This window comes from Lactiplantibacillus songbeiensis (genome assembly GCF_005405125.1).
GTDB classification, from domain to species: domain Bacteria; phylum Bacillota; class Bacilli; order Lactobacillales; family Lactobacillaceae; genus Lactiplantibacillus; species Lactiplantibacillus songbeiensis.
This window is the reverse complement of the sequence record NZ_BJDL01000021.1, coordinates 37428-58280: the sequence shown is the minus strand read 5'-3', so window position 1 is coordinate 58280 and position 20853 is coordinate 37428. Positions and strand designations below refer to the sequence as shown.

The following is a 20853-nucleotide window of genomic DNA, read 5'->3' as shown; positions in this document are numbered from 1 at the left end:
ACCACGTATTCATTTAAATAATCCTGGGACATTCTTTTACCACTTATCACCTAATCATCCAAGTTCCGCACACTAACAAACTCAAACTTCCCTCATCATACAAAAATTTCAACACTGCACAATTATTAACCCGGATTTGACGCCGTTGCATCTCCGTAGCAGCCAGCCAGCGTTGTAAGAACATATAACTCGCCCCACCATGGCTAACTGCCAACACCTGCTGATGATCTGGACGCGCCATGATCTTCGTCAGTGTCTGAACCATCCGCTCTTGAACCTGTTTACCCGACTCACCACCGAACTGCACAAAATAATCGTCATAACCGAGTTGCCCTGGCGAAAACTTCGGATTCAAGACTTCACTTTCACCCTCAAAAACGCCAAAATTCCACTCTTTCAATCCTTTTAAGCGCTGATACGACTGCTTAGTCACTAATTCCAACGTATCAACTGCACGTTCTTGGGTCGACGCATAGGCATGGTCAAATTTAAGGCCTTGTTGCTTAAAATAACGACCAACTGACTGTGCTTCCGCAATTCCTTGCGCAGTTAACGGTGAATCACACGCGCCTTAAATACGTTTTAGTTGATTAAATAACGTTTGTCCGTGCCGCATTAAATATAATGTTTTCGTCAAAACTATCGACCTCCATAAAATAACGATGTAACCGGTAACAATCATAGCGCACTTTTTAAATCAAGACACACAAAAATCCTGAACAACTCATCATCACTATTCAGGATTATCCTTAGTTCTTATTCAGTTGTCGGCACATCATTGAGTGTCCAGTGAATTGTCGTTTGATAGTTACCAGGAACTGCACCGCTGGAGACATTCAACAGAACTCCTTGATGTGGCGCCCACTGTGCAGCGATGTGTTGTTCGTCATCATCCGTTGTTGCCTCATGATCCATCACAATCACATTGTCCCGAATTAGCGACTGGTCCCGTGAACCATTATTGAAGACAACATCAACATTCAATGGCCGCTGATGCGCATCCACTGGTTGCGTCGCATGAGCTTGTAACTGCCAACGACTCCCCGTCCCACGTTCATCATCCACAACGACCTGCCAATCCGATTGGCGACCAATATGATGCTGCGGTTGGCCATTAACCGCAACCGGCTGAAAAGCACTCTGCGTGGCAACTTTGCTTAACGTTAATTGCCCACGGGGAACATTGATCGTTACTTGTACCTCGTTAGACTGCTGGGCAGTTTTATCAGTAACCCTCAGACTCATCTGATTAGTACCAGTATGCAAATAACGCCACGGGACAATTAGATTGAATTTACCAGAATTTCCCGTTTCGCTGTCACTCCAACTCCACTTTAGTTGGTCAGGGACTGTTAATACCTTATCATTCAACTTGACAGTCACTTGATCAATTCCTGCATTCGTCCACTCACCTAATCGATAAAAAATTCGACCATTTATCATCGCATTATGATGTCGATCAAAGGTCAAATTGCTAGTTACCTGGTCATCAGCCAATAGCAAGTGAACGAGTCGTTGACCAACCACATGATAGTCCGGGGCATCGACATTGATAATCTGGTTTAGCCCTCGGAAAGCTTGGTTAATCTGTTGCATTGTCACTATCGTATCTGGTTGCGTATTTTCCGCAACTCCGGTTAGAGTTAACCTAGCATGATTATTACTCGTCGACAAATCGTTAGCAAAGTCGAATTTCAAATGATTATTTTGAATATCACTAGCCGTTACCGTTTGTGTCTGACCATTGTCATAAGTCAAAACACCACTCTTGAATTTAAAATGAGCATCCAAAGGTAAGTCAGCCTGTATTTTTGACCATGCATGAACACCATTCAAATACTTTAAATCGTAGTCATATTGTAACTTGTCGCCAGTCGTCACTTGGCTGCCTTCCACGATATCTTGCTGTGTCGTCATATTTTTCAAGCTTAAAGTTGCACGAGCATTAACAACATCTGGGATTCCTTCAAAGATAACATAAGCTCGTTCATATCGTTTCCCCGTCGCACCGGTAAATCCCCAATAGACTTTATCATCAGCACTATGAAATTTATCACAATCGACTTCCGCTGTCTGCTGTGGCGCATTCGTTATCGTTCGACCGGTTGTTGGATCCTTGTCATCAAAAGTATACGTCATAAATCCATTACGGCTGCCACTTTTGGGTGCTTCCCATTGTAAAGACAAATGGTGCCATTTACCATTAGCCAGGGAAAGATTTGAAATAATGTGATTATGGTTTAATTTGTAAAAATAATTTCTAAAAAACCAACCACCATCTGAAATTGGACTATAGCTACTCGACTCACCAGGATAATTCTCCGCAATATGCATACCAACCGGTTCACCCATATCAAAAGCATCCCCAACTTTTTGACTTTGATTACTATTTGTATCAAATTCTAAGGCCCAACTATTTTGAATAGCAGTACCGGATATTGTCTGAGGATTAGTGCTGCTATTGTTATCAAAATCTTGTCCCCAAACACCCAACGACTCACCTTTATCTGTCTTAGAAATAGCATTGGTTCCATCCTTACTGTTCTGTAGTACCAATGCCATCCCATCTGCAGCTCTAGCCCCACCGCCACCGAAATACAGCCACATTGATGCCTTGGCATCCTTCTTCAAATCAAACTTATAGTTATCTTTTGACCAAATGGCTCCTAACTGATTTGGCTGTTGTGTAATATTAACAATATCGGCTTGATCCTTACCAGCTGGTGCCTGACTCACTTGCGCACTATTGCCATCAAATTTAGCTGTTTCAAAAATATTATTTAGCCGTATCCCCTGTGGTGCTGAATTACGAATATAGTCATCAACTTCCGCTGAAGCCGATAAACTCATCGTTCCCAAAAATAATCCACTCAAACCCACTAACAACAGACCCCCAAGTAGTGGTTTCATCTCTAACGCTCCTTCTAGCCTAACTTTTATATTGTAATTTAATTTACTAATATAATTTTATAAATATACCCTTAACTGTTTACACTAGCAGTATATCTACTATTGTTAGGTTTGGCAAGCCTGACCAACAAAAAAAGACCTAACATCGACTTGATATTAGGTCTAACTTTTAAAAATCAGTACTCTCATTACCCTCATTTAACGCATCTAACGCCGCTCGTAAAGTTGCCCCATACGCAATCACAGCCCCAGTCGCATGACCAGGTTCACCGGTGACTTCCGCTTCATCATAGATCTGTAATTGATTGTATGGAAAGGTATTGGCTTGAACGAAGACTCGCTTCAACTTAGCCAGGTCGGGATAATCATACATCACTTGACTGAGCGGCTCACCTAACTTAACGTGCAACAATAGTCGCGTGACACTTGACCCGCTGGCCTTACTAATCAGCGCTATCATCGCCAAGCTCATCGGCTCAATTGTTGCCAAATGCAGCTCTTCATCAATAATCGTTAACCGCACCGTGTATACGCCCGGCGTTCCATAGCTTAAAACGCGATGCTTAATTTCAATGGATAACGCTTCAATCGCCTTATTTTCAGCTTTGTCTTGAATCGGAAAGACTTCAATCGAGCCACGCACATTCGACCGCAAGTTATTGCCGGCAATAATTTCACTAATGCCAAAAATCTGAACATCTTTACCGTCTGTAATCACTTCGACGGCCGGCTGATCATTGGTCTTAATCTGCTCGCGTGGTAGGCTATTATCAATCTGAATCACATGATAGTCCAGATCGGTTAATATCTGGCCTAAATGTTCATCGTGATACGTCGTAAAGATAACGTCAGGATTTTCAATCGCCAAAACGTTCAAAATATCTGAGACTTGCTTGGGTTCAACATACCGCTTAGCCGCTAGTTGCGGTGTCATCGCAACACTATTCGGGTTAGCATTGATCAAAATCGGTTGATAATCGGCTTTTTTTAAGTAAAACAACAATTGTGAGACCAAGTAATCATTCCCATGATTCGTCCCAATCCGGTTCGGACCACTGCCAATGACAACCGCGCGCCGACCAGCTAACTGCTGACTCTCATTATCGTACTCGTAAGTCGAATAATAAGTATTTGTTTGCTCAGTAAACTCACCAGCAGTTGGCTCGATTTCCTTAAAGGTCGGGTGAATCTCATTTTCGATTGCAAAGTGACTGACCTTGGCTGGTTCTGTTTGCCAAGCCGCGGCCGCATCTTCATCGGTAAAGCCGAAATATTTCGCCCGGCCTAACGCATGGACATCAAAGGGATGCTCGCGCAAGGCTTGTTCGATTTCAATAATATGGCTGAGTTTATAAAAGTAAAACGCATCGATCTTCGTCAATTCTGCTAATTCGTCAATCTGATAACCCCGATTTAAGGCTTCCAGCAAGACCAACATCCGACCAGCTTGTGGGTGAATCAACCGTTGAATCAATTCACCTTCTGAGTATTGTTGCGGTTGATTAGCAATCACGTGATACCGCGATTCATCAGTGGCCCGCAACCCTTTTAATAGTGCTTCTTCGGTTGAGCGACCAACACCAATCACGGACCCGGTGGATTCCATCACGGTATCCAATTGATGACTAACTTTCTTCAACACATTGAACGGCCAGATGGGAATCCGGCAAACAATATGATCCAAGACCGGTTCAATCAATGCCGTCTGCTTACGATACCGCTTCGATAATTTGACCTCTGACAAGCTCACACCGACCATCAAGTTCGCCGCAATCGTGGCTAACGGATAGCCCGTCGCCCGGGCAGCCATCGCCATCGCGCGATCGAAGTACGGGGTAACTTTAATCACATAATATTGTTGTGTAACAGGATCTAACGCAAATTGCATATGACAAGGGCCAACGATATGCAACGCTTGCATGATTTCTAACGTGGCTTGGCGGAACTGTTGGTACTCTTGATCAGTAATCGTCTGCGTCGGCGCAAAGACGATCGAATCGGCTGAGTGAATTCCAACCGGATCAAAGTTTTCCATCCCAGAGATCAATAACGCGGTTCCTTTAGCATCCCGCATACCGATAAATTCAATTTCTTTATAGCCAACAATACTCTGTTCAACAATACATTGCTTGGTCGCTGACACCTTAAAGCCCATCGTCAGTGCCCGGACAAAGTCTTCTTCATCCTCACACAGTTGTCGACTCGCTTCAATCCGCGGGGCCACTGATTTGACAATGACTGGGAAACCCACGTGTGCCATCACTTCATCGGCTTCCGCTTGACTAGCCACTACTTGTGACGCAATCACTGGTTGACCCAGTGACTTTAGCCGATTACTCATGAGCGCTGGGTTAACAATCATATCAATCGTTTCAGCGTCCCATTGTAATAATTGCACCTGATTATTTTTAAGGACATTATTGCGAATCAGCGCTTGAATCAAGCTGACCCGTTGAATACCACCTAACGATGGAATCAGGCCATCAGGTTGTTCAGTCGCAATAATCTTTGTTAACGCGCCCACCGTTAAGGGTTCAATATACACTTTATCCGCAAAGTTATTTTCAGCGGCCACTGAAAATGGATTGTTGTCGACTAAGACGACCGCAATCCCAAGCTTACGAATGGCACTACCAATTTGCGTAATTGCAGCATCATGCTGGCCTTCACGACCAATATCATTGTGACCAGCACCGATGATTAATACTTTTTGTAAATTGTTCACCAGACTGGCCCCCTTGCTTGTTGCATCGATTCAACAAATTCATCAAAGACATCTAAAGCATCAGTGGGACCCGGGGCACCATCGGGAAAGAACTGCACTGAAAAAGCCGGAAAGTCCCGATAACGTAACCCTTGAATAGTCCCATCAATCAAGTCCACAAACGTTGTAATTAACTTATTGCGATCAATCGTCGTGGGATCAACGGCAAAGCCTTGCCCCTGTGAGGCGTAAATAATCTGATTGGTAATGACTTCGCGAATCGGATGATTGGCGCCATGATGTTCAGGCGACAACTTCATAATTTGCGCACCATTGGCCATTGCAAATAATTCATGGCCTAAGCCAATCGCAAATAATGGAATCCGATTTTGAATATTTTGAATCATCGTTAAAACGCTGTCCGGCAAGTCTTGTGGCTTCCCAGGACCCGTTGATAAGATGACTCCATCTGGATCTAAATTAATAATTTCTTCCGTTGTGGCCGTATAAGGCAAGACCGTGACGTTGCAAGCCCGTTTACTAAGCTCACGCAAAATACCATGCTTCAGTCCAAAGTCAATGACCACTACATTTAAGCCAGTTCCCGGATTAGGAAACGGCTTAGGGGTCGCAACCGCGGCAACTTGTTGGTTCGTCAACACGGTTGCCCCTAGCTGGTCAAAAGCATGGGCATCGGCGACATCGACGATGCTGGCTTTCATTGGCCCACTGGCACGTAACTGTTTGGCTAAATGGCGTGTATCAATATGGCTAATGCCTGGAATATTTTGTTGCTTCAAATATTGGTCCAGTGACCAGCGCCGTTGCCGGTTGGTCGAGATGCTAGCGACATCACGCACGACCACGCCTTTAACTGTCGGCAAGATTGACTCATAGCTGTCATGATTAATCCCGTAACTGCCAATTGTCGGCTGGGTAAACGCAATAATTTGATTATGATAAATTTGATTTGTAATAATTTCTTGATAGCCCGTCATGCTAGTATTAAACACGATTTCGCCAGTTGAAACCGCTGGTGACCCGAAACCTTCACCCAGGTAGGCACTGCCGTCTTCAAGAATCAAATAGCGGTCTGCCATGTCGATCCCTTCTCACTTTTTGACATAAAAATTCTAATTATCGTTAATAATTTCAATCCCGTCATGACCATCAACTTCAGTCACCGAGACTTTGATCCGTTCCTGCATCGCTGTTGGAATATTCTTGCCAATGAAGTCCGCGCGAATCGGGAGTTCTCGATGGCCACGGTCAACAAGGACCGCCAACGAAATACTTTGTGGCCGGCCGCCGCCCATTAATGCGTCTAAAGCGGCCCGAATCGTCCGCCCGGTGAATAGCACATCATCAACGAGAATGACCCGTTTATCGGCCACCGGAAAGGCCAATTGATATTTACCTGGCGCTAATGCGATATCTAATGGCTGGTCATCACGAAACGGGGTAATATCTAATTCGCCAACCGGTACAGTCGAACTTTCCAACTGTTGTAACCGTTCGGCAATCCGTTGCGCAATGTAGACGCCCCGGGTTTTAACCCCCACTAACACAATATCGCGAATCCCTTTATTTTGCTCGATGATTTCATACGTAATCCGCGTGAGTGCGCGTTTCATCGCCATGGAATCAACCACTTCTTTTTGCATGATCTGCCTCCCAATCTAAATGAATTGACTTTTCGGTCCTATCACTAGTCAAAAAAGACGACGGTCGGACATTAACTGTCACGACCGCCGACGAAAGTTGTTGGTTAACGTTGCCTTTCAGTCTCTCTGGGCCGGATTAAAGGACTCTCATTACTGTTAGATTAATGATTCAAGTCAGTTTTGTCAAGCTTCGCCAAAGTTGCGATAAAAATCGGCGGTAACGGCGCTTCAAACTGTAACATTTCACCAGTCACCGGGTGCTTGAACCCTAATAACTTAGCATGTAAAAACTGACCGTGACCTTTAATTGTTTTCTTCGGCCCATATAGCGGGTCACCCACTAACGGATGCCCAATTGATTGTAAATGGACCCGGATCTGATGGGTCCGTCCAGTTTCAAGCCGACAACTAATCAAGGTATAGTGCAAATAACGTTTCAATACTTTAAAATGCGTCACTGCGGGTCGACCATCCGCCACGATTGCTTGTTTTTTACGGTCCTTAGGTGACCGGCCAAGCGGCGCATTGATTGTCCCGGTTTCTTCTTTGATTACGCCATGGACTAACGCGACGTACTCCCGCAAATTAGTCTTGGCTTTGAGCTGTGCCGCTAACGACCGGTGGGCCCGGTCATTCTTGGCAACCATCAATAAACCTGACGTGTCCTTATCAATTCGATGCACGATTCCTGGTCGAAACTCGCCATTAATCGTTGACAACGGACTGTGATACAGCAAGGCATTGACCAAGGTCTGATCCGGATGCCCCGGTGCTGGATGAACCACCATCCCTTGCGGCTTATTCACTACGATAACGTCATCATCTTCATAGACGATATCTAATGGAATGTTCTCCGGCACCAGTTCAATCGACTTGACCGTTTGTGGCGCGACTTGAATCGCATCGCCGGCTTTGACCTTATATTTACTAGGTTGCAAAGCGCCATTAACGGTGACTTGACCGTCTTTGATCAACTTGTCGACTTGCGAGCGTGTCCAGATAGATTGTAAGCTCGCCAAGACCTTGTCTAACCGACCAACTTGTTCACTCACCGTAAAATTTTGTTCGGCGGTTGCTCCTGCCAAAAACGTCACTCCTTAATTACTTGTCAAACGACTCATCTCGTAAAACGGCGATCAACACTAAAATGACCCCGACCGTTAAACAAGTATCTGCAAAATTAAAAATTGGAAAATTGATAAAATCTAATTGGAACATATCAACGACATAGCCAATTCGAATCCGATCGATAAAGTTGCCTAAAGTCCCGGCAATCATAAAGACAATTCCAAACTCATACAGCCGATGCGTCCGTAACCGCCATAATAAGTACACCATGACCCCCAAAGCTACGATTGAGATGAGATAGAAAAAGCCCATTTTTCCTTGCAAGATGCTCCAAGCAGCCCCATCATTATGCAAATTAGTTAACGATAATAGCCCGGGTACCACCGTTTGGCTAGCCCCGAGTGCGATATGATTCACAATCGCTGATTTGATAACTTGATCAGCAACGACCAAGACGAACATTAAAACCCAATAAATCCACATATTCTGCTCCTCACAATCTGCTAAACTTGTTTAATTATACCAAAAGAAGCCCGCCTGTGCAGGGTCCAGCGGCAAATATCCGCTTTTTACCTATAAGCGCAAAACTGAGCAGTCAATACCGGGCATTCACCCTGGTATCACTGCTCAGTACCACTTATTTAACGTTAGAATAAACCTGAAATTTTACCATCGTCGCTAATATCCATATCCAAGGCAGCTGGATGTTTTGGTAGACCAGGCATCGTTAAGACGTTTCCAGTCAGGGCTACGATAAAGCCGGCCCCCAACTTAGGGACGAATTCACGAACATTGATCGTAAACCCGGTTGGTGCACCAAGTAATTTGGGGTTATCGCTCAATGAGTATTGCGTTTTAGCCATACAGATTGGCAATTGATCCCAGCCGCGTTTGGCAAAAGCTCGTAATTGGCGTTTGGCCTTGCCGGAGTATTCTACCTGAGCGCCACCATAAATCTTGGTCACAATCGTTTTGACTTTGTCTTCAATACTATCAGTCGTTGTATATAACGGGGTGAATTCACTCGGCTGATCGGCCAACTTAACAACGACTTCCGCTAAATCCGTTGCCCCGGCACCACCTTGACCCCAAACATCAGCTAATACCGCTTCAACGCCTTGTTCGGCACAGTAAGCTTTAACCGCCTTGATTTCAGCATCGGTATCAGCCGTAAATTCATTAATTGCGACGACTACGGGGACGCCATATTGTTGCATCGCATGAATATGATGACCTAAGTTAGCCGCGCCTTGTTGCAAGGCCGCCACATTTTCTTCGCCCAGATCAGCCAGAGCCACGCCACCATGCATCTTCAAAGCACGAATCGTTGCGACAATCACAACCGCATCAGGCGCTTGGCCCACGGCAGGCACGTTAATATCCATGAACTTTTCACCACCAAGGTCGGCCCCAAAGCCGGCTTCGGTCACCGTATAGTCGGCTAAGTTCAAACCGGCTTGTGTCGCCAACACACTGTTACAACCATGCGCGATATTAGCAAAGGGACCCCCGTGTACCATCGCTGGTGTATGGGCTAAAGTTTGAACTAAGTTTGGCCGCAATGCATCTTTTAACAGCAACGTAATTGCGCCACCCACTTGTAGATCAGCGACCGTTACCGGTTGGCGATCATGGGTATACCCAATCACAATCCGATTAATCCGCTGTTTTAAGTCAGCGATATTTTCTGAAAGACACAGAATCGCCATCAGTTCACTGGCCACCGTAATGTCGAAGCCATCTTCCCGGGGCACGCCAGAGGTTGGTCCACCAAGGCCAATCACGGTATGGCGTAGTGCTCGGTCATTGATATCTAACGTCCGTTTCCATTGAATCCGACGTTGATCAATACCTAACGCGTTACCTTGTTGAATATGATTATCAATTAACGCCGCTAACGTGTTGTTAGCCGCGGTTAAGGCATGCATATCACCGGTAAAGTGTAAATTAATATCTTCCATTGGAATAACTTGCGAATAACCACCACCCGTGGCACCGCCTTTCATCCCCATAACTGGGCCCAATGACGGTTCCCGCAAAGCAATCATGGTTGACTTACCAAGCTTGGTCAAGGCATCGCCTAAGCCAATCGTGACCGTCGACTTACCTTCACCCGCGGGCGTGGGGTTAATCGACGTCACTAAAATTAATTTACGTTTGGTATCTTTAACTGGCAATGGCAACTTAAGCTTAGCCTTGGCACTACCATATTGGTCAATCTCAGCCGCAGTTAAGCCGGCCTTGGCCGCAACTTCAGTAATTGGTTTTGGTGTGACCTGTTGTGCGATTTCAATGTCTTTCATTAATCTCTGACGCCCCTTTAGTTATAATAGTTACAGTATACCTGTTCATCACTAAAACATGAACAATTAATTCTCTTATTATCAACAAAGTTCGGTTATTTATCTAACTGAGCCAATTCAATCAACGCTTGGCGACTTTTCTTCGTCATTAAGAACTGATAACGATTGCGATCCACTTGAACGGCCACGCCGCCACGAATAGCCGTGATACTTTCTAGCTGGTCACGTGGAATGACTAGCCAAGAGCGGTTAAAGACGGTACTAAAAATCAACAAATTGCGGTCAATCGACACGCGTCGTAAACTAATCTGAACGGCAACTAACGCGATAAATAAAACTGCAATTAAGACTAATGGCCATTTAAAGGTTAAGATTTCGAGCCACCAAATAATGCCGACCATTAACACGAGTAAGGTCCACGACCAGACAATTAGACTAGATAATAGATTTGGTTGATACTTAAAGGTATGCTTAGAGTTACTCATGTGACCAAATTCCTTTCAAATGGAGTGAAACTAAAATGCAATTATATACTGACGCCGCGACGGAACCCCTAACTAAACGGAGCGCCGCGGGTATTTTACTGATCGACCAAGGCCGACAACACCAATATAAACAACCGTTACCCGTTGGCGATAATCATACCGCCGAATTTTTAGCAGCCATCGCTGGCTTTAAAACGCTGCTCGATACGTTTGGCCCCGGTCAATCCGTCTTCTTCTTTACTGACAGCCAAGTTGTCGCCGAAAGTGTCAGTAAAGCTTATAGCAAAAATTTTAACGTTGAATTACAAACACTTTTACACCTACAAGACCAATGCCAAGTGGTAATTACACAATGGATCCCGGAAAGTGAGAACCACGGTGCTCATCAACTGGCCCAACAAGGCTTGCATCTAAAACTTTAATCAGCATCTTCTAAATACGTCTCAATCGGTAACTGATACTGGTCCCAATCATGGGCACCGGTTAAGACGTAATCTGCTAATAGTTTACCAATCATTGGGCCGGTCGTTAAGCCAGATGACCCCAAACCGCTCGCCATGAGGATATGCGGATTATCTGGTAAGGCCCCGAAGAATGGTGCAAAGTCAGCAGTATAGGCGCGCGTGCCAACCTTAACTTGACTAATCTGTGCTTTCGTTAAGTTTTGGTCAAGCTTGTAGCCACTGGCAAACAAATCATCTTCAACTAAGTCAGAAACTTGTAAGTCATAGCCCTGATCATTTTCATGAGTAGCGCCGACAACCAACTTGCTACGGGTAAAGGGAATAAAGTCCCGTTCACCTTCCGGCATTAAGACTGGCACATCATCACCCCAAGTTTCGGGTAACTGTAATTCAATCAATTGGCCTTTTTGGGGACGAACCTTAGCGACAATATGCATCGGCAATAACATGGGTTTCAACCAAGCCCCTACAGCTAAAATTAATGTATCGTAACTTTGCTGCCCATGCGAAGTCATTAATTGTCCTTGATCACCAAGCGTGACCTTGCCCTTATGCCGGACGAGGTTGCGCTTTTCAGCATACTTTAATAAGTTATGTGCAAATTTATCGCCATCGACCCGCGCGCCGCCACTAATAAAGACACCAGGTTGCGGATTGGTCAATAATGGAATCCGTTGTTGCACTTCGGTAGCAGTCAACTTTTCAATCTCACCAATTTGAGGCGCAGCTTTGCGGCGTTCAATCGCCAAATCATACAACGCTTGTAGGTCGTCAGCGTTACTGCGGGTCACAATCGTGCCAGCTTGTTGATAGACTGAATACCCCATCTGCGTGTCTGCCACGATTTCAGGATATAACGCGGCACCCGCCTTAACTAATTGATACCAACGCTGATTACGGCGTTTCGACAACCAAGGTGAAATAATTCCCGCTGAGTTTTTGGTGGCCTGACCAATACCTTCATCATAAATAGTCACACTTAACGTTGGATCTGCACTTAAATAGTACGCAATGGTTGCCCCGACAATCCCACTACCAATAATCGTTACTTGCTTTTTCATTATGACTCAACCTCCACAACCGTTCTTAACTTCCATTTTAGCATACCCTAGTTCATCGCGTAGATGCGTTCATTAAAGTGACCATTCGATTTAAGATGACCGTTCTGGGTGATCCGGATTGACGCTAGAACATACGTGTCATCCAACTTATTATATGTCAATTTGCATTTCATTTATCACTTTTACAAAATCGGTAATCACTGTAAAATAGGAATATTGCCAATAACAATTAGTTACTGTTGAAACTGATTTCAACTGAGTGACATAATCGGTTCATTTAGTATTTAGTCAGCCTTATCATTTGAAAATGGCTTGTGATATTATTGACCGCTCCAGCATATATTTTCAGTCGTAAAAGGCTACTCAGCCCTAGATGACCATACTTGCGTATAGCAAAGTCGCCATTTGAAGCTATCATAGTAGGACATGCATATTTGTAGACAAATTTAATTTTGGAAATTCCGCTACTTAGCATTGTGCTATAAGCTCTTGGTATTAGCAACTAATCATCTCGCCACTTTCTCAGTAACTTAGGGCTCATAGCAAGACCCATCTTCACTAATTAGCAACTTGCTAGGTAGAGCCAACAAAAGTAATGAAAAAATCAACCAACAACTAAGTCGATTGATCTCTTAATGAAGTTTATTTAAATTTCACATAACTATGCAATGCGGTGATATAATGCCCATCACTTGTTTTATAGTAACGTGACCCAGTGGACCGTTTACCCACTCCGGTTACGGTTACCGTACTGCCTTTCTTAACTTTCGTTGACCGTTTGGATTTATTGAACGTTTTACTGTTGTACTTATAGAACGTCTTGGATGCTTTTAACGTCTTACCGCTTGGCATTGTTTCATAATAAGCATGATTGGATATTTCAACTTGCGCCGTAATGTAGCCGCCAGCTACTTTAATCCGATACAGATTACCGGTTTTGACAACTTTACCTTTTAACGTTGTCCCCTTTTTATAGGACTTGCCCGTCTTATGAGTTAACTTCACATCACTATAAACATTAGCCTTCTTACGCAATTTGTATGACCCATGTTGGCCGATCCAATAGGCCGCAATGTCTTGTGACTTGACCCATTTGTTTAAGCCAGCCAAGTAAACCAATTGTTTCGACTGATCAGTTGTTACTGCCTTTTTCGCGGTTATTTTATAACCTTTTTGTTTCGCTGAACTTGGAATCGTCGTCCCATCATAGTAAGTGCTGGCCTTCTTATATAGATAAGCGTGCTGACCAACGTTATAACTGCTATAAGCGTAACTCGTACCCAACCACCAGCTCAACGGATGATAACTAGAAACCGAACTCGAATTATACAATGAGTTATCGACATATTTACCTAAGGAAGATAAGTAATAACTATCCGTGTATTGCCATAATGAATATGTAATTGTCGGTTTATATGAATAATTCGCAATCCATTGGGCATCGAACGCTTGCCGGGCCGTGTTGGCGTAAGTCGTCGCAAAGCTTTGATAAGAATAGAAGATCAATTTTTTATTCGTCAACGACCGCATCTCGTTGTACCATGCTTTGACCGCGGCGTTAGCGGCACTACTCCCCATGGAAGACGTTTCAAAGTCTAAGATATAGAACTTCGCATGCTTGTTGGAACGGGCATAAAACGTCTTTGCTTCCGCTTTAGCCGTTGCCGTGCTGGTAAACGTCGCATAATCATACGAGCCAAATGGAATCCCGTATTTAACATACAAGTTCTCATTATTGGCATGATATAAATCTTCATACCCCGACCCATATTGCACCCGATTGATCACAAAGTCGGCCTGTGACTTCAGACTATTGACTTGGGTGCTGGTTAATTTACCCTGCCACTCTGAAATATCTGGCACGGCAGCATCGGCTTTCGTGGCGGCACTAAGCGTCAGCAAGCAGCCTAGTACCACCAAGACCCAAGTCCACTTTTTTGTTTCTTTCACAATTAAGTCACCTTTCCCTAAACAACTGAATTCATCTTACAACCCCTATCTTAACCGTGACTGATTGCGTTCCTGACACAAGCAGTTATCAATCGCTTTACAACCTTTTTACAGCATGAACAGTCTTATTACAGAATAGTTTTATGTCGATTGCTTTGATAGTTGATACCGACAACTATCCGTCAAAGTGTGATATTACTTGGTCGCCAGCAACCATTCAATGCAACTAACACTATCAGCGGTCCCCGGATTAGGTGGGCTACCGACACAATTACTTTATTGCTTGTGTATGACAAACACGAAAAAAGCCACCCCATAATCTGGGATGACTCAAGAATTATCTTTATTCGAAAATTTTAAAGCGGTCGCTGTCAGCCATAAATTCTTTATCACCAGCTGGGGCTTCAATCGATCCAAATGGCATTTGTGCCCGTAATTGCCAGTTAGCTGGCAGTTCAAAAGCTTTCGCAACTTGATCATCAATCAATGGATTGTAATGTTGCAAGTTAGCGCCAATTTGATTTTCAGCCAGGCTGACCCAAACACTATATTGGGCGTTCCCTTGCGCTTGTTCAGCCCAGTCGGCAAAGTTAGCGGCATATAAGGGGAAGTCAGCTTCATTTTGCTTAACAACATCAGTATCTGTAAAGTACAAGATCGTCCCGTAAGCGGCTTTGAAGCCATTCAACTTTTCAACAGTCTTCTGATAAGCGGCTTCAGTTGGGACTTCTGACTTCAACCGATCAGCCGTCATGTCCCATAATTGGTCATGATATTGATTGAATAAGATAACGGCACGAGTCGTCTGATTGTTGAACGCTGAAGGCGCATTCTTAATGGCTGTTTCAATCATTTGGGTTAAGTCTGCGTTACTAGCGGCAACATCCTTGCCTAATGCATAAATGGTCCGGCGGTTGGTTTGTAAAGCTGTGAATTTAGTTTCCATGGGTATCAACTTCCTTACTTTTAGTTTGTAGCATTAGTATATCACTTACTTTTTGTAAGTAAAGCGATTAATCAGCTTAATGATCAACAAAACCCGTTAAACCACTCTGCTACAACGGTTTAACGAGTTTAAATTTTTTATAGTTGTCACAATTTAAAACTAGTTGTTAGTAACAAGGTTCCTCAATAACTGACTTTTTCATGACGCTAACCATTTATTTCGCTGTGCCACTTGAACGGCCTCTAACCGATTGTGCACCCCTAGTTTGCTAAAAATTGCCGACAAATAATTACGAACCGTACCAGCCGATAAGTATAACTGTGCCGCAATCGCTTTAGTTGGTAACCCTTGTGCCGCCGCTTTTAAGACTGCTAGTTCGCGCTCCGTTAAGGGATTTTTATCTGCTGATAACATATTAACTACCAATTCCGGCGCATAGATTGTCGCACCATCCATCACTTGGCGAATCGCCGCAATCAAGTCATCACTGGGACTATCCTTCAATAAATAGCCTGCTACTTGCGCGGCCACGGCTCGCTCAAAATACGCTTTTTGCGCAAAAGTCGTCAAAATAATCACCTTGGTCGGTAGCTTGGCCGCCTGAATCTGATCAGCCACATCTAACCCCGACAACCCTGGCATTTCAATATCTAGAATCGCGACTTGCGGTTGTAACTGCTGAATTTCGGTCCAAGCAGTTTGCCCATCGCCAGCTGAGCCGACCACGTGCAAATCATCTTCTAATTCTAATAATTGTGTCAAAGCAGAGTTTAACATGCTTTGATCTTCAGCTAAATATAACTCAATCACGCTTTTGCCATCTCCTTGGGAATGTTTAAAATGAGTTGTGTGCCCCGACTAGGCGTTCCAATCGTAAACGTCCCGTGAGCTTCCAGCATCCGCGCTTGCATGCCAGTAATCCCATTAGCGCCATCCCGGGTCAACGAACCACCCTTACCATCATCTTGGATGATGACCTGATACCCCTGATCTGGTTCACTAAAGGTCACCTCGACTTGATGCGCATGGGCGTGACGAATCACATTCGTCAATGCCTCGGCCATCGTGGCGGCAAACACACCTTGAATCGTTGTTGGCCACTGAATGGCTAGCTTTTCGCCAGTCGTCGTCAACCAAACATTCGCGGCCAACAAGTTTCGATTTTGCGCTAACAAAACTTCACTAAGCGACCGCTGATGCAAGTTATTCACAATCGAACGAACCATTTGTAAATTCTGGCGACTCATCTGCTCAATATCATCAAGTTCGGCGGCAACTTTGTCAGGCGCTTTGACCAGCAACTTTTTAGCGAGCTCCGTTTTTAATGTAATCATCGAAAAGCTCTGCCCCAACGTATCATGCAAATCGCGCGCGATCCGCTCACGCTCGTCACGTTGCACAATTGTTTGTAACCGCCGATTAGTCTGGCGTAATTGCCGTTGCCGCAAAGTTGATCGCGAAAAGGTATACGACAATAGTGGCGAAATCATGGGGAAAATCAGCCCCATAACTTGCCCATTATGCCAGCCAAAGACATCTGGCGCAATCTGAGCAGCGTGCCAGATGCCGGCAATGATAAACGCATAGTAGCCCGTTAAAAACCAATAAAAAAATTTTTTCGGCTGGCGAGCTAAAATAAATGACACTTGCCACCCCGGGAAAATAATCAAATACAAATTTTCACCTAACATGGCAAATAAACCCGTCACGACCAATTCGAGCGGGATCGTCACTGGCCGCCAGCTATCTTTTTCGACGACTAAGACATATAACACTAAGAAAACCGCCAATAGACTGAGCCAAAACCAATCGGCGACCGTTTTAGCTGGCACGTACATAGCCACTGAATACGGTAAATACCCCAGCCAAATATAACTGGTCCACTCTAAATTTTTGAACTTGGTGGTCCATCTAGGCTTTGACAACCCCATCACCCCGTTTAAGTAATTGGCGCGTCCCGCCGACCGCGATGATGGTCAGTAAACCAATCCACGCGACGACCCCAATTACAGTTGTTGCATTAAGTGTAGCATGAGTGGCGACGGCACCCAACCAATTATTCACGAAATAAGTCGGCATTAACTTGCCAATTGGCTGCAGCCAACTTGGTAACATTGCCATTGGCCACCACAAGCCACTGATAATCGCCATTGGAAAAGTAATGAGGTTACTAACGACACTTAACGTTTCGGCACCATTAATGAATGACACCAATACACCAATCAACATCGTCGGCAATTGGCCAATCAACGCGACGCAAACAATCGTTAACCATTGACCAGCCGTTAAGCTAACGTGATTAAAGACAACGGCCAACCCACCTAAAATCACAATCGCCAGGGCATTCATCACCATACTCCATAAACCAATCGATAAATAGTAAGTCTTGACCCCCGTTGGTGTGAGCTGTAACCATTGCAATAAGCCCTGTTCACGGTCATGCATCAGGATCTGAGCGATGCCGAATAACGCACTAATCGTCCCGCTATAAACAATCATACTAGCCATATACTGTAAGTTAAAGCGCATCGGGACCGTCCCCGATACCATGACTTTTGTAAATAATAAATAGAATCCCGCTGGCATTAAGATTGAGAAAAATTGAAATGAGAAATTCCGTAAAATCAAGCGCCGACCATCAAATTTTAGTTGTGCGATTAATGTATTCATGCTTTAGCCCCCTTGGTTAGTTGAACAAAGATTGCTGACAATGATTCCCGATTAATTGTCACCTGCTGTAATTGCGCTAAATATGGGACGAGCGCTTGCAAAGTGGCATCCCCGTCCTCACTACTAATTTTGATGGCCTGATGACGACTGGTCACGGCGGTCACACCCGCCAAGTGGTCAAAAGTCGTCACTGGTAAAGTCGTTTGGAAGGTCATCACCACTTGCTGATAACGCTGTTGTAAGGCCGCAAAGGTCCCTTGAAAGACAAATCGGCCATCCTGTAATAATAAAATGCGATCGGCCACTTGTTCAATCTCCGGTAGATAATGACTGGTAATAATCATTGTTTTCCCCTGCGCTTTCAAGGCTTGAATACGTTGCCAGAAGGCCTGTTGTGCATTGGTATCCATTCCGACCGTTGGCTCATCTAGAAATAGTAAGTCCGGATTGCTGATTAAAGCTAAGGCAAACGTCACGCGGCGCAATTGGCCACCGGATAAAGCCGTTAACTGCTGCTGGGCAAATGCCGTTAGATCCAGATCGGTGATTAATTTTGCGGCCGATAAAGGTGCTGGATAACGGGTCGCTGCCATTGTTAACAAATCAGTCACGGTCACCCCACGAATCGCCATATCACCTTGTAACATCGAACCGATTTTTTGCTTCGCAATTAAACTCCCCGGTGCTTGGCCAAATACCGTTAACGCACCGCTATCAGCTGGACGCGTCCCTAATAATAAATTCAGTAAAGTCGTCTTACCGGCACCATTTTCCCCAATTAACCCGATGATTTCACCAGTCTTAATCGTTAAATCTAACTGGTTTAAAACCTGATGTTGCCCGTAACTAAAGCTCAGTTGTTCCGCTTGTATGATGGTTGCCATTTCAGTCATCCCCCTTTGAATAATCTTAGTTTAGCAAGTCAATCGGCTGACGCCTAGTTGGGTTTGTCATGACTTGTTAGTGACATTTGTCATGTTCTACTTAGTTTACATAACTTTAATTATTCAAAGGTGATTTTTGAAAAAATAAAAAAGCCAACCCAATCGTTAGCTTTTATCCGTCTGATGACCGCGATAGACTTGATACCACCAAAATGATCCTACCACTAGAAAGGCTAAAATAATCCCATCGATATAATTGAAAGTTGTCCCAATAAGCGGATTATAAAAAAACAAACACCCCACTGCTGGTAGATAAGTAAACCGCAACTTTTGCAAGGCCTGGATCTGCGTTGCATCCGTCGTTCGTTTAACTTGCCACCAGAGCCCCAATGACATTAACCACGCTAAAACTTCTGCCGTCATCACCAAGATTGGCGCACTCGCCGTTTGCTGCGTGGCTGAATACAGACCAATGATTAACACCCCATAGATGAATCCTAACAGTCCCTTAGATCGTACTAAACTTGCCAATCCCATCATCCCTTTATCTTTCGTTACTGTCATCATAACGAACTTAGGGACTAGTGACAACTAAATTCAGAAACTGCTTTTTGGTAAAGTTGCCGAACGTCCCTGCCGTCAATCCTTGAGCCAACGCCAAGCTAACGACTAGCTTTTACTTTAAAAAACATGCAACCGGTCGTATGTTAAGGCTTATTAAGCGAAAAAGGACTGAGTGATCATGCCCACGACTAATCATTGGCAAGTGATTCAACATCAAGTGGTTAAAAGTTTAAAATCAGCCCGGCGCCATTTATGGGGCAACGTTATCGTTTACTTAAGCCTCTTTCTGATTGAATATTACTACGCCCAGCTCGGCCACTCCCAGACATTGCGGGCCGATGCGTTCAACAATCTTTCGGGAATTGTGTCAACTGGCTTATTATTGACCGGCCTGTATATCGCCGCTGAAACGCATGATGATGATCTTTTTGGCGCGCCAATCTCACCAACCGAACAACAGACGCTAGGCCCGCGTATTCAGCAATCACGCTTTCGCTTTGAGACCATCTACACCCTCATCTCGGGGCTAATTATGATGGCGATTGCGCTGGAGATCATCTTCAAAGGCAGCCTGACCTTACTCCGTCAAGCTAAAGTGACCGCACCCTTACCAATCGCCGGCTTGGGGGCGGCTTTTTCTGGGCTAACCTTATTGATTCTATGGGGATTCAACCACTATTGGAGTCGCAAATTAAACAATGCCGCCCTGATTGCCGCCAGTCGCGATACTTTCAGTGACGCCTTAACGAGTCTGGTCACTGTTTTAACCGTGCTAGGAACCACCTGGCTCAAGTTGCCTTGGCTAGATAGTGTGGCCAGTATCTTACTCGGCATTTACATTTTTCACTCTGGTCTGCATATTTTCCAAGAAAGCAGTCTAAACTTAGTTGACTACTTTGATCCTTATTTGGAAGAACGTTATCAGGCCAAGCTTGAAAGCCTGCCCGCCGTTCAACAAGTCACCTTTTTGCGGGCTCATTACGACGGTAATCTCATTATGCTGGATGTGACCATTGCAATTGACCGCCAGTTAACAGTCGATAATATCTACGCGCTAACTCAGAAAATTAACACGCTGATGTGGGCTGAATTTGGCGTGATGGAAACCAATGTCATGGTTGTGCCCGCTGATCAGTAAAAGCCGCCAAAACGATGTACTCGCTTTGACGGCTTTGGTATT

Annotated in this window: 18 protein-coding genes and 1 pseudogene; 2 read left to right on the top strand and 17 right to left on the bottom strand. The window is 44.5% G+C overall.

The genetic code is table 11. The features are described 5' to 3' along the window. Positions 1 to 46: 46 nt before the first annotated feature. From FFM77_RS08870 to FFM77_RS08830, 9 genes and pseudogenes are all read right to left on the bottom strand, one after another. Positions 47 to 637, bottom strand: a pseudogene (locus FFM77_RS08870) (histidine phosphatase family protein). Positions 638 to 756: 119 nt separating this feature from the next. Next, the gene (locus FFM77_RS08865) at positions 757 to 2910 is read right to left on the bottom strand and encodes an L-type lectin family protein (protein WP_137635416.1); all 2154 of its coding nucleotides are present in this window, start codon (positions 2908 to 2910) and stop codon (positions 757 to 759) included. Between the two features lie 169 nt (positions 2911 to 3079). Continuing rightward, positions 3080 to 5635, bottom strand: coding sequence for an ATP-binding protein (locus tag FFM77_RS08860; protein ID WP_137635415.1), 2556 nt, complete (start codon positions 5633 to 5635; stop codon positions 3080 to 3082). After that, the gene (locus FFM77_RS08855) at positions 5632 to 6714 is read right to left on the bottom strand and encodes a carbamoyl phosphate synthase small subunit (protein WP_137635414.1); all 1083 of its coding nucleotides are present in this window, start codon (positions 6712 to 6714) and stop codon (positions 5632 to 5634) included. Before FFM77_RS08855 ends, FFM77_RS08860 begins: the two co-directional genes overlap by 4 nt. Before the next feature lie 33 nt (positions 6715 to 6747). Then, positions 6748 to 7278: a bifunctional pyr operon transcriptional regulator/uracil phosphoribosyltransferase PyrR gene (gene pyrR / locus FFM77_RS08850; protein ID WP_137635413.1), complete on the bottom strand. Its 531-nt coding sequence runs from the start codon at positions 7276 to 7278 to the stop codon at positions 6748 to 6750. A gap of 161 nt (positions 7279 to 7439) precedes the next feature. Continuing rightward, positions 7440 to 8363, bottom strand: a complete 924-nt coding sequence (locus FFM77_RS08845) for an RluA family pseudouridine synthase (protein ID WP_137635412.1) — start codon at positions 8361 to 8363, stop codon at positions 7440 to 7442. A 16-nt stretch (positions 8364 to 8379) separates the two neighbouring features. Then, positions 8380 to 8829, bottom strand: a complete 450-nt coding sequence (gene lspA, locus FFM77_RS08840; RefSeq protein ID WP_137635411.1) for a signal peptidase II — start codon at positions 8827 to 8829, stop codon at positions 8380 to 8382. A gap of 164 nt (positions 8830 to 8993) precedes the next feature. Further along, entirely contained in the window at positions 8994 to 10649 is a 1656-nt protein-coding gene (locus FFM77_RS08835; RefSeq protein ID WP_137635410.1) for a formate--tetrahydrofolate ligase, read from the bottom strand. Between the two features lie 95 nt (positions 10650 to 10744). Continuing rightward, positions 10745 to 11134 (bottom strand): EbsA family protein, encoded by a 390-nt coding sequence (locus FFM77_RS08830; RefSeq protein WP_137635409.1) that lies wholly within the window; start codon positions 11132 to 11134, stop codon positions 10745 to 10747. Positions 11135 to 11169: 35 nt separating this feature from the next. Between FFM77_RS08830 and FFM77_RS08825 the strand changes: the two genes are divergently transcribed. Continuing rightward, positions 11170 to 11556: a ribonuclease HI family protein gene (locus FFM77_RS08825; protein ID WP_137635408.1), complete on the top strand. Its 387-nt coding sequence runs from the start codon at positions 11170 to 11172 to the stop codon at positions 11554 to 11556. Here the strand turns inward: FFM77_RS08825 and FFM77_RS08820 are convergent. The 8 genes from FFM77_RS08820 to FFM77_RS08785 all read right to left on the bottom strand — a co-directional run bounded on the left by FFM77_RS08820 (position 11553) and on the right by FFM77_RS08785 (position 19673). Continuing rightward, positions 11553 to 12659, bottom strand: a complete 1107-nt coding sequence (locus FFM77_RS08820; protein ID WP_137635407.1) for an NAD(P)/FAD-dependent oxidoreductase — start codon at positions 12657 to 12659, stop codon at positions 11553 to 11555. The two genes, FFM77_RS08825 and FFM77_RS08820, sit on opposite strands and share 4 nt — an antisense overlap. A gap of 642 nt (positions 12660 to 13301) precedes the next feature. Further along, positions 13302 to 14609, bottom strand: coding sequence for a DUF5776 domain-containing protein (locus FFM77_RS08815; protein ID WP_137635406.1), 1308 nt, complete (start codon positions 14607 to 14609; stop codon positions 13302 to 13304). Between the two features lie 343 nt (positions 14610 to 14952). Beyond that, entirely contained in the window at positions 14953 to 15555 is a 603-nt protein-coding gene (locus FFM77_RS08810) for a nitroreductase family protein (protein WP_137635405.1), read from the bottom strand. A gap of 198 nt (positions 15556 to 15753) precedes the next feature. Then, positions 15754 to 16365: a response regulator transcription factor gene (locus FFM77_RS08805; protein WP_137635404.1), complete on the bottom strand. Its 612-nt coding sequence runs from the start codon at positions 16363 to 16365 to the stop codon at positions 15754 to 15756. Beyond that, positions 16362 to 17393, bottom strand: a complete 1032-nt coding sequence (locus tag FFM77_RS08800; protein WP_379893207.1) for a sensor histidine kinase — start codon at positions 17391 to 17393, stop codon at positions 16362 to 16364. The genes FFM77_RS08805 and FFM77_RS08800 overlap by 4 nt, the downstream gene beginning before the upstream one ends. A gap of 73 nt (positions 17394 to 17466) precedes the next feature. After that, on the bottom strand, positions 17467 to 18225 hold the full coding sequence (locus FFM77_RS08795) for an ABC transporter permease (RefSeq protein WP_137635402.1): 759 nt from the start codon (positions 18223 to 18225) through the stop codon (positions 17467 to 17469). After that, positions 18222 to 19109: an ABC transporter ATP-binding protein gene (locus FFM77_RS08790; protein ID WP_137635401.1), complete on the bottom strand. Its 888-nt coding sequence runs from the start codon at positions 19107 to 19109 to the stop codon at positions 18222 to 18224. Before FFM77_RS08790 ends, FFM77_RS08795 begins: the two co-directional genes overlap by 4 nt. Positions 19110 to 19274: 165 nt before the next feature. After that, positions 19275 to 19673, bottom strand: coding sequence for a hypothetical protein (locus tag FFM77_RS08785; protein ID WP_137635400.1), 399 nt, complete (start codon positions 19671 to 19673; stop codon positions 19275 to 19277). A 178-nt stretch (positions 19674 to 19851) separates the two neighbouring features. On the opposite strand from FFM77_RS08785, the gene FFM77_RS08780 reads away from it, so the two are divergent. Continuing rightward, the gene (locus tag FFM77_RS08780; RefSeq protein ID WP_137635399.1) at positions 19852 to 20811 is read left to right on the top strand and encodes a cation diffusion facilitator family transporter; all 960 of its coding nucleotides are present in this window, start codon (positions 19852 to 19854) and stop codon (positions 20809 to 20811) included. Positions 20812 to 20853 lie beyond the last annotated feature (42 nt).

What these genes read in the sequence shown, in the direction of transcription:
- FFM77_RS08865 (WP_137635416.1), bottom strand. Translation starts at nt 2,910, where the DNA reads ATGAAACCACTACTTGGGGGTCTGTTGTTAGTGGGTTTGAGTGGATTA.
- FFM77_RS08855 (WP_137635414.1), bottom strand. Translation starts at nt 6,714, where the DNA reads ATGGCAGACCGCTATTTGATTCTTGAAGACGGCAGTGCCTACCTGGGT.
- pyrR (WP_137635413.1), bottom strand. Translation starts at nt 7,278, where the DNA reads ATGCAAAAAGAAGTGGTTGATTCCATGGCGATGAAACGCGCACTCACG.
- lspA (WP_137635411.1), bottom strand. Translation starts at nt 8,829, where the DNA reads ATGTGGATTTATTGGGTTTTAATGTTCGTCTTGGTCGTTGCTGATCAA.
- FFM77_RS08835 (WP_137635410.1), bottom strand. Translation starts at nt 10,649, where the DNA reads ATGAAAGACATTGAAATCGCACAACAGGTCACACCAAAACCAATTACT.
- FFM77_RS08830 (WP_137635409.1), bottom strand. Translation starts at nt 11,134, where the DNA reads ATGAGTAACTCTAAGCATACCTTTAAGTATCAACCAAATCTATTATCT.
- FFM77_RS08825 (WP_137635408.1), top strand. Translation starts at nt 11,170, where the DNA reads ATGCAATTATATACTGACGCCGCGACGGAACCCCTAACTAAACGGAGC.
- FFM77_RS08820 (WP_137635407.1), bottom strand. Translation starts at nt 12,659, where the DNA reads ATGAAAAAGCAAGTAACGATTATTGGTAGTGGGATTGTCGGGGCAACC.
- FFM77_RS08810 (WP_137635405.1), bottom strand. Translation starts at nt 15,555, where the DNA reads ATGGAAACTAAATTCACAGCTTTACAAACCAACCGCCGGACCATTTAT.
- FFM77_RS08800 (WP_379893207.1), bottom strand. Translation starts at nt 17,393, where the DNA reads ATGTACGTGCCAGCTAAAACGGTCGCCGATTGGTTTTGGCTCAGTCTA.
- FFM77_RS08795 (WP_137635402.1), bottom strand. Translation starts at nt 18,225, where the DNA reads ATGAATACATTAATCGCACAACTAAAATTTGATGGTCGGCGCTTGATT.
- FFM77_RS08790 (WP_137635401.1), bottom strand. Translation starts at nt 19,109, where the DNA reads ATGGCAACCATCATACAAGCGGAACAACTGAGCTTTAGTTACGGGCAA.
- FFM77_RS08785 (WP_137635400.1), bottom strand. Translation starts at nt 19,673, where the DNA reads ATGACAGTAACGAAAGATAAAGGGATGATGGGATTGGCAAGTTTAGTA.
- FFM77_RS08780 (WP_137635399.1), top strand. Translation starts at nt 19,852, where the DNA reads ATGCCCACGACTAATCATTGGCAAGTGATTCAACATCAAGTGGTTAAA.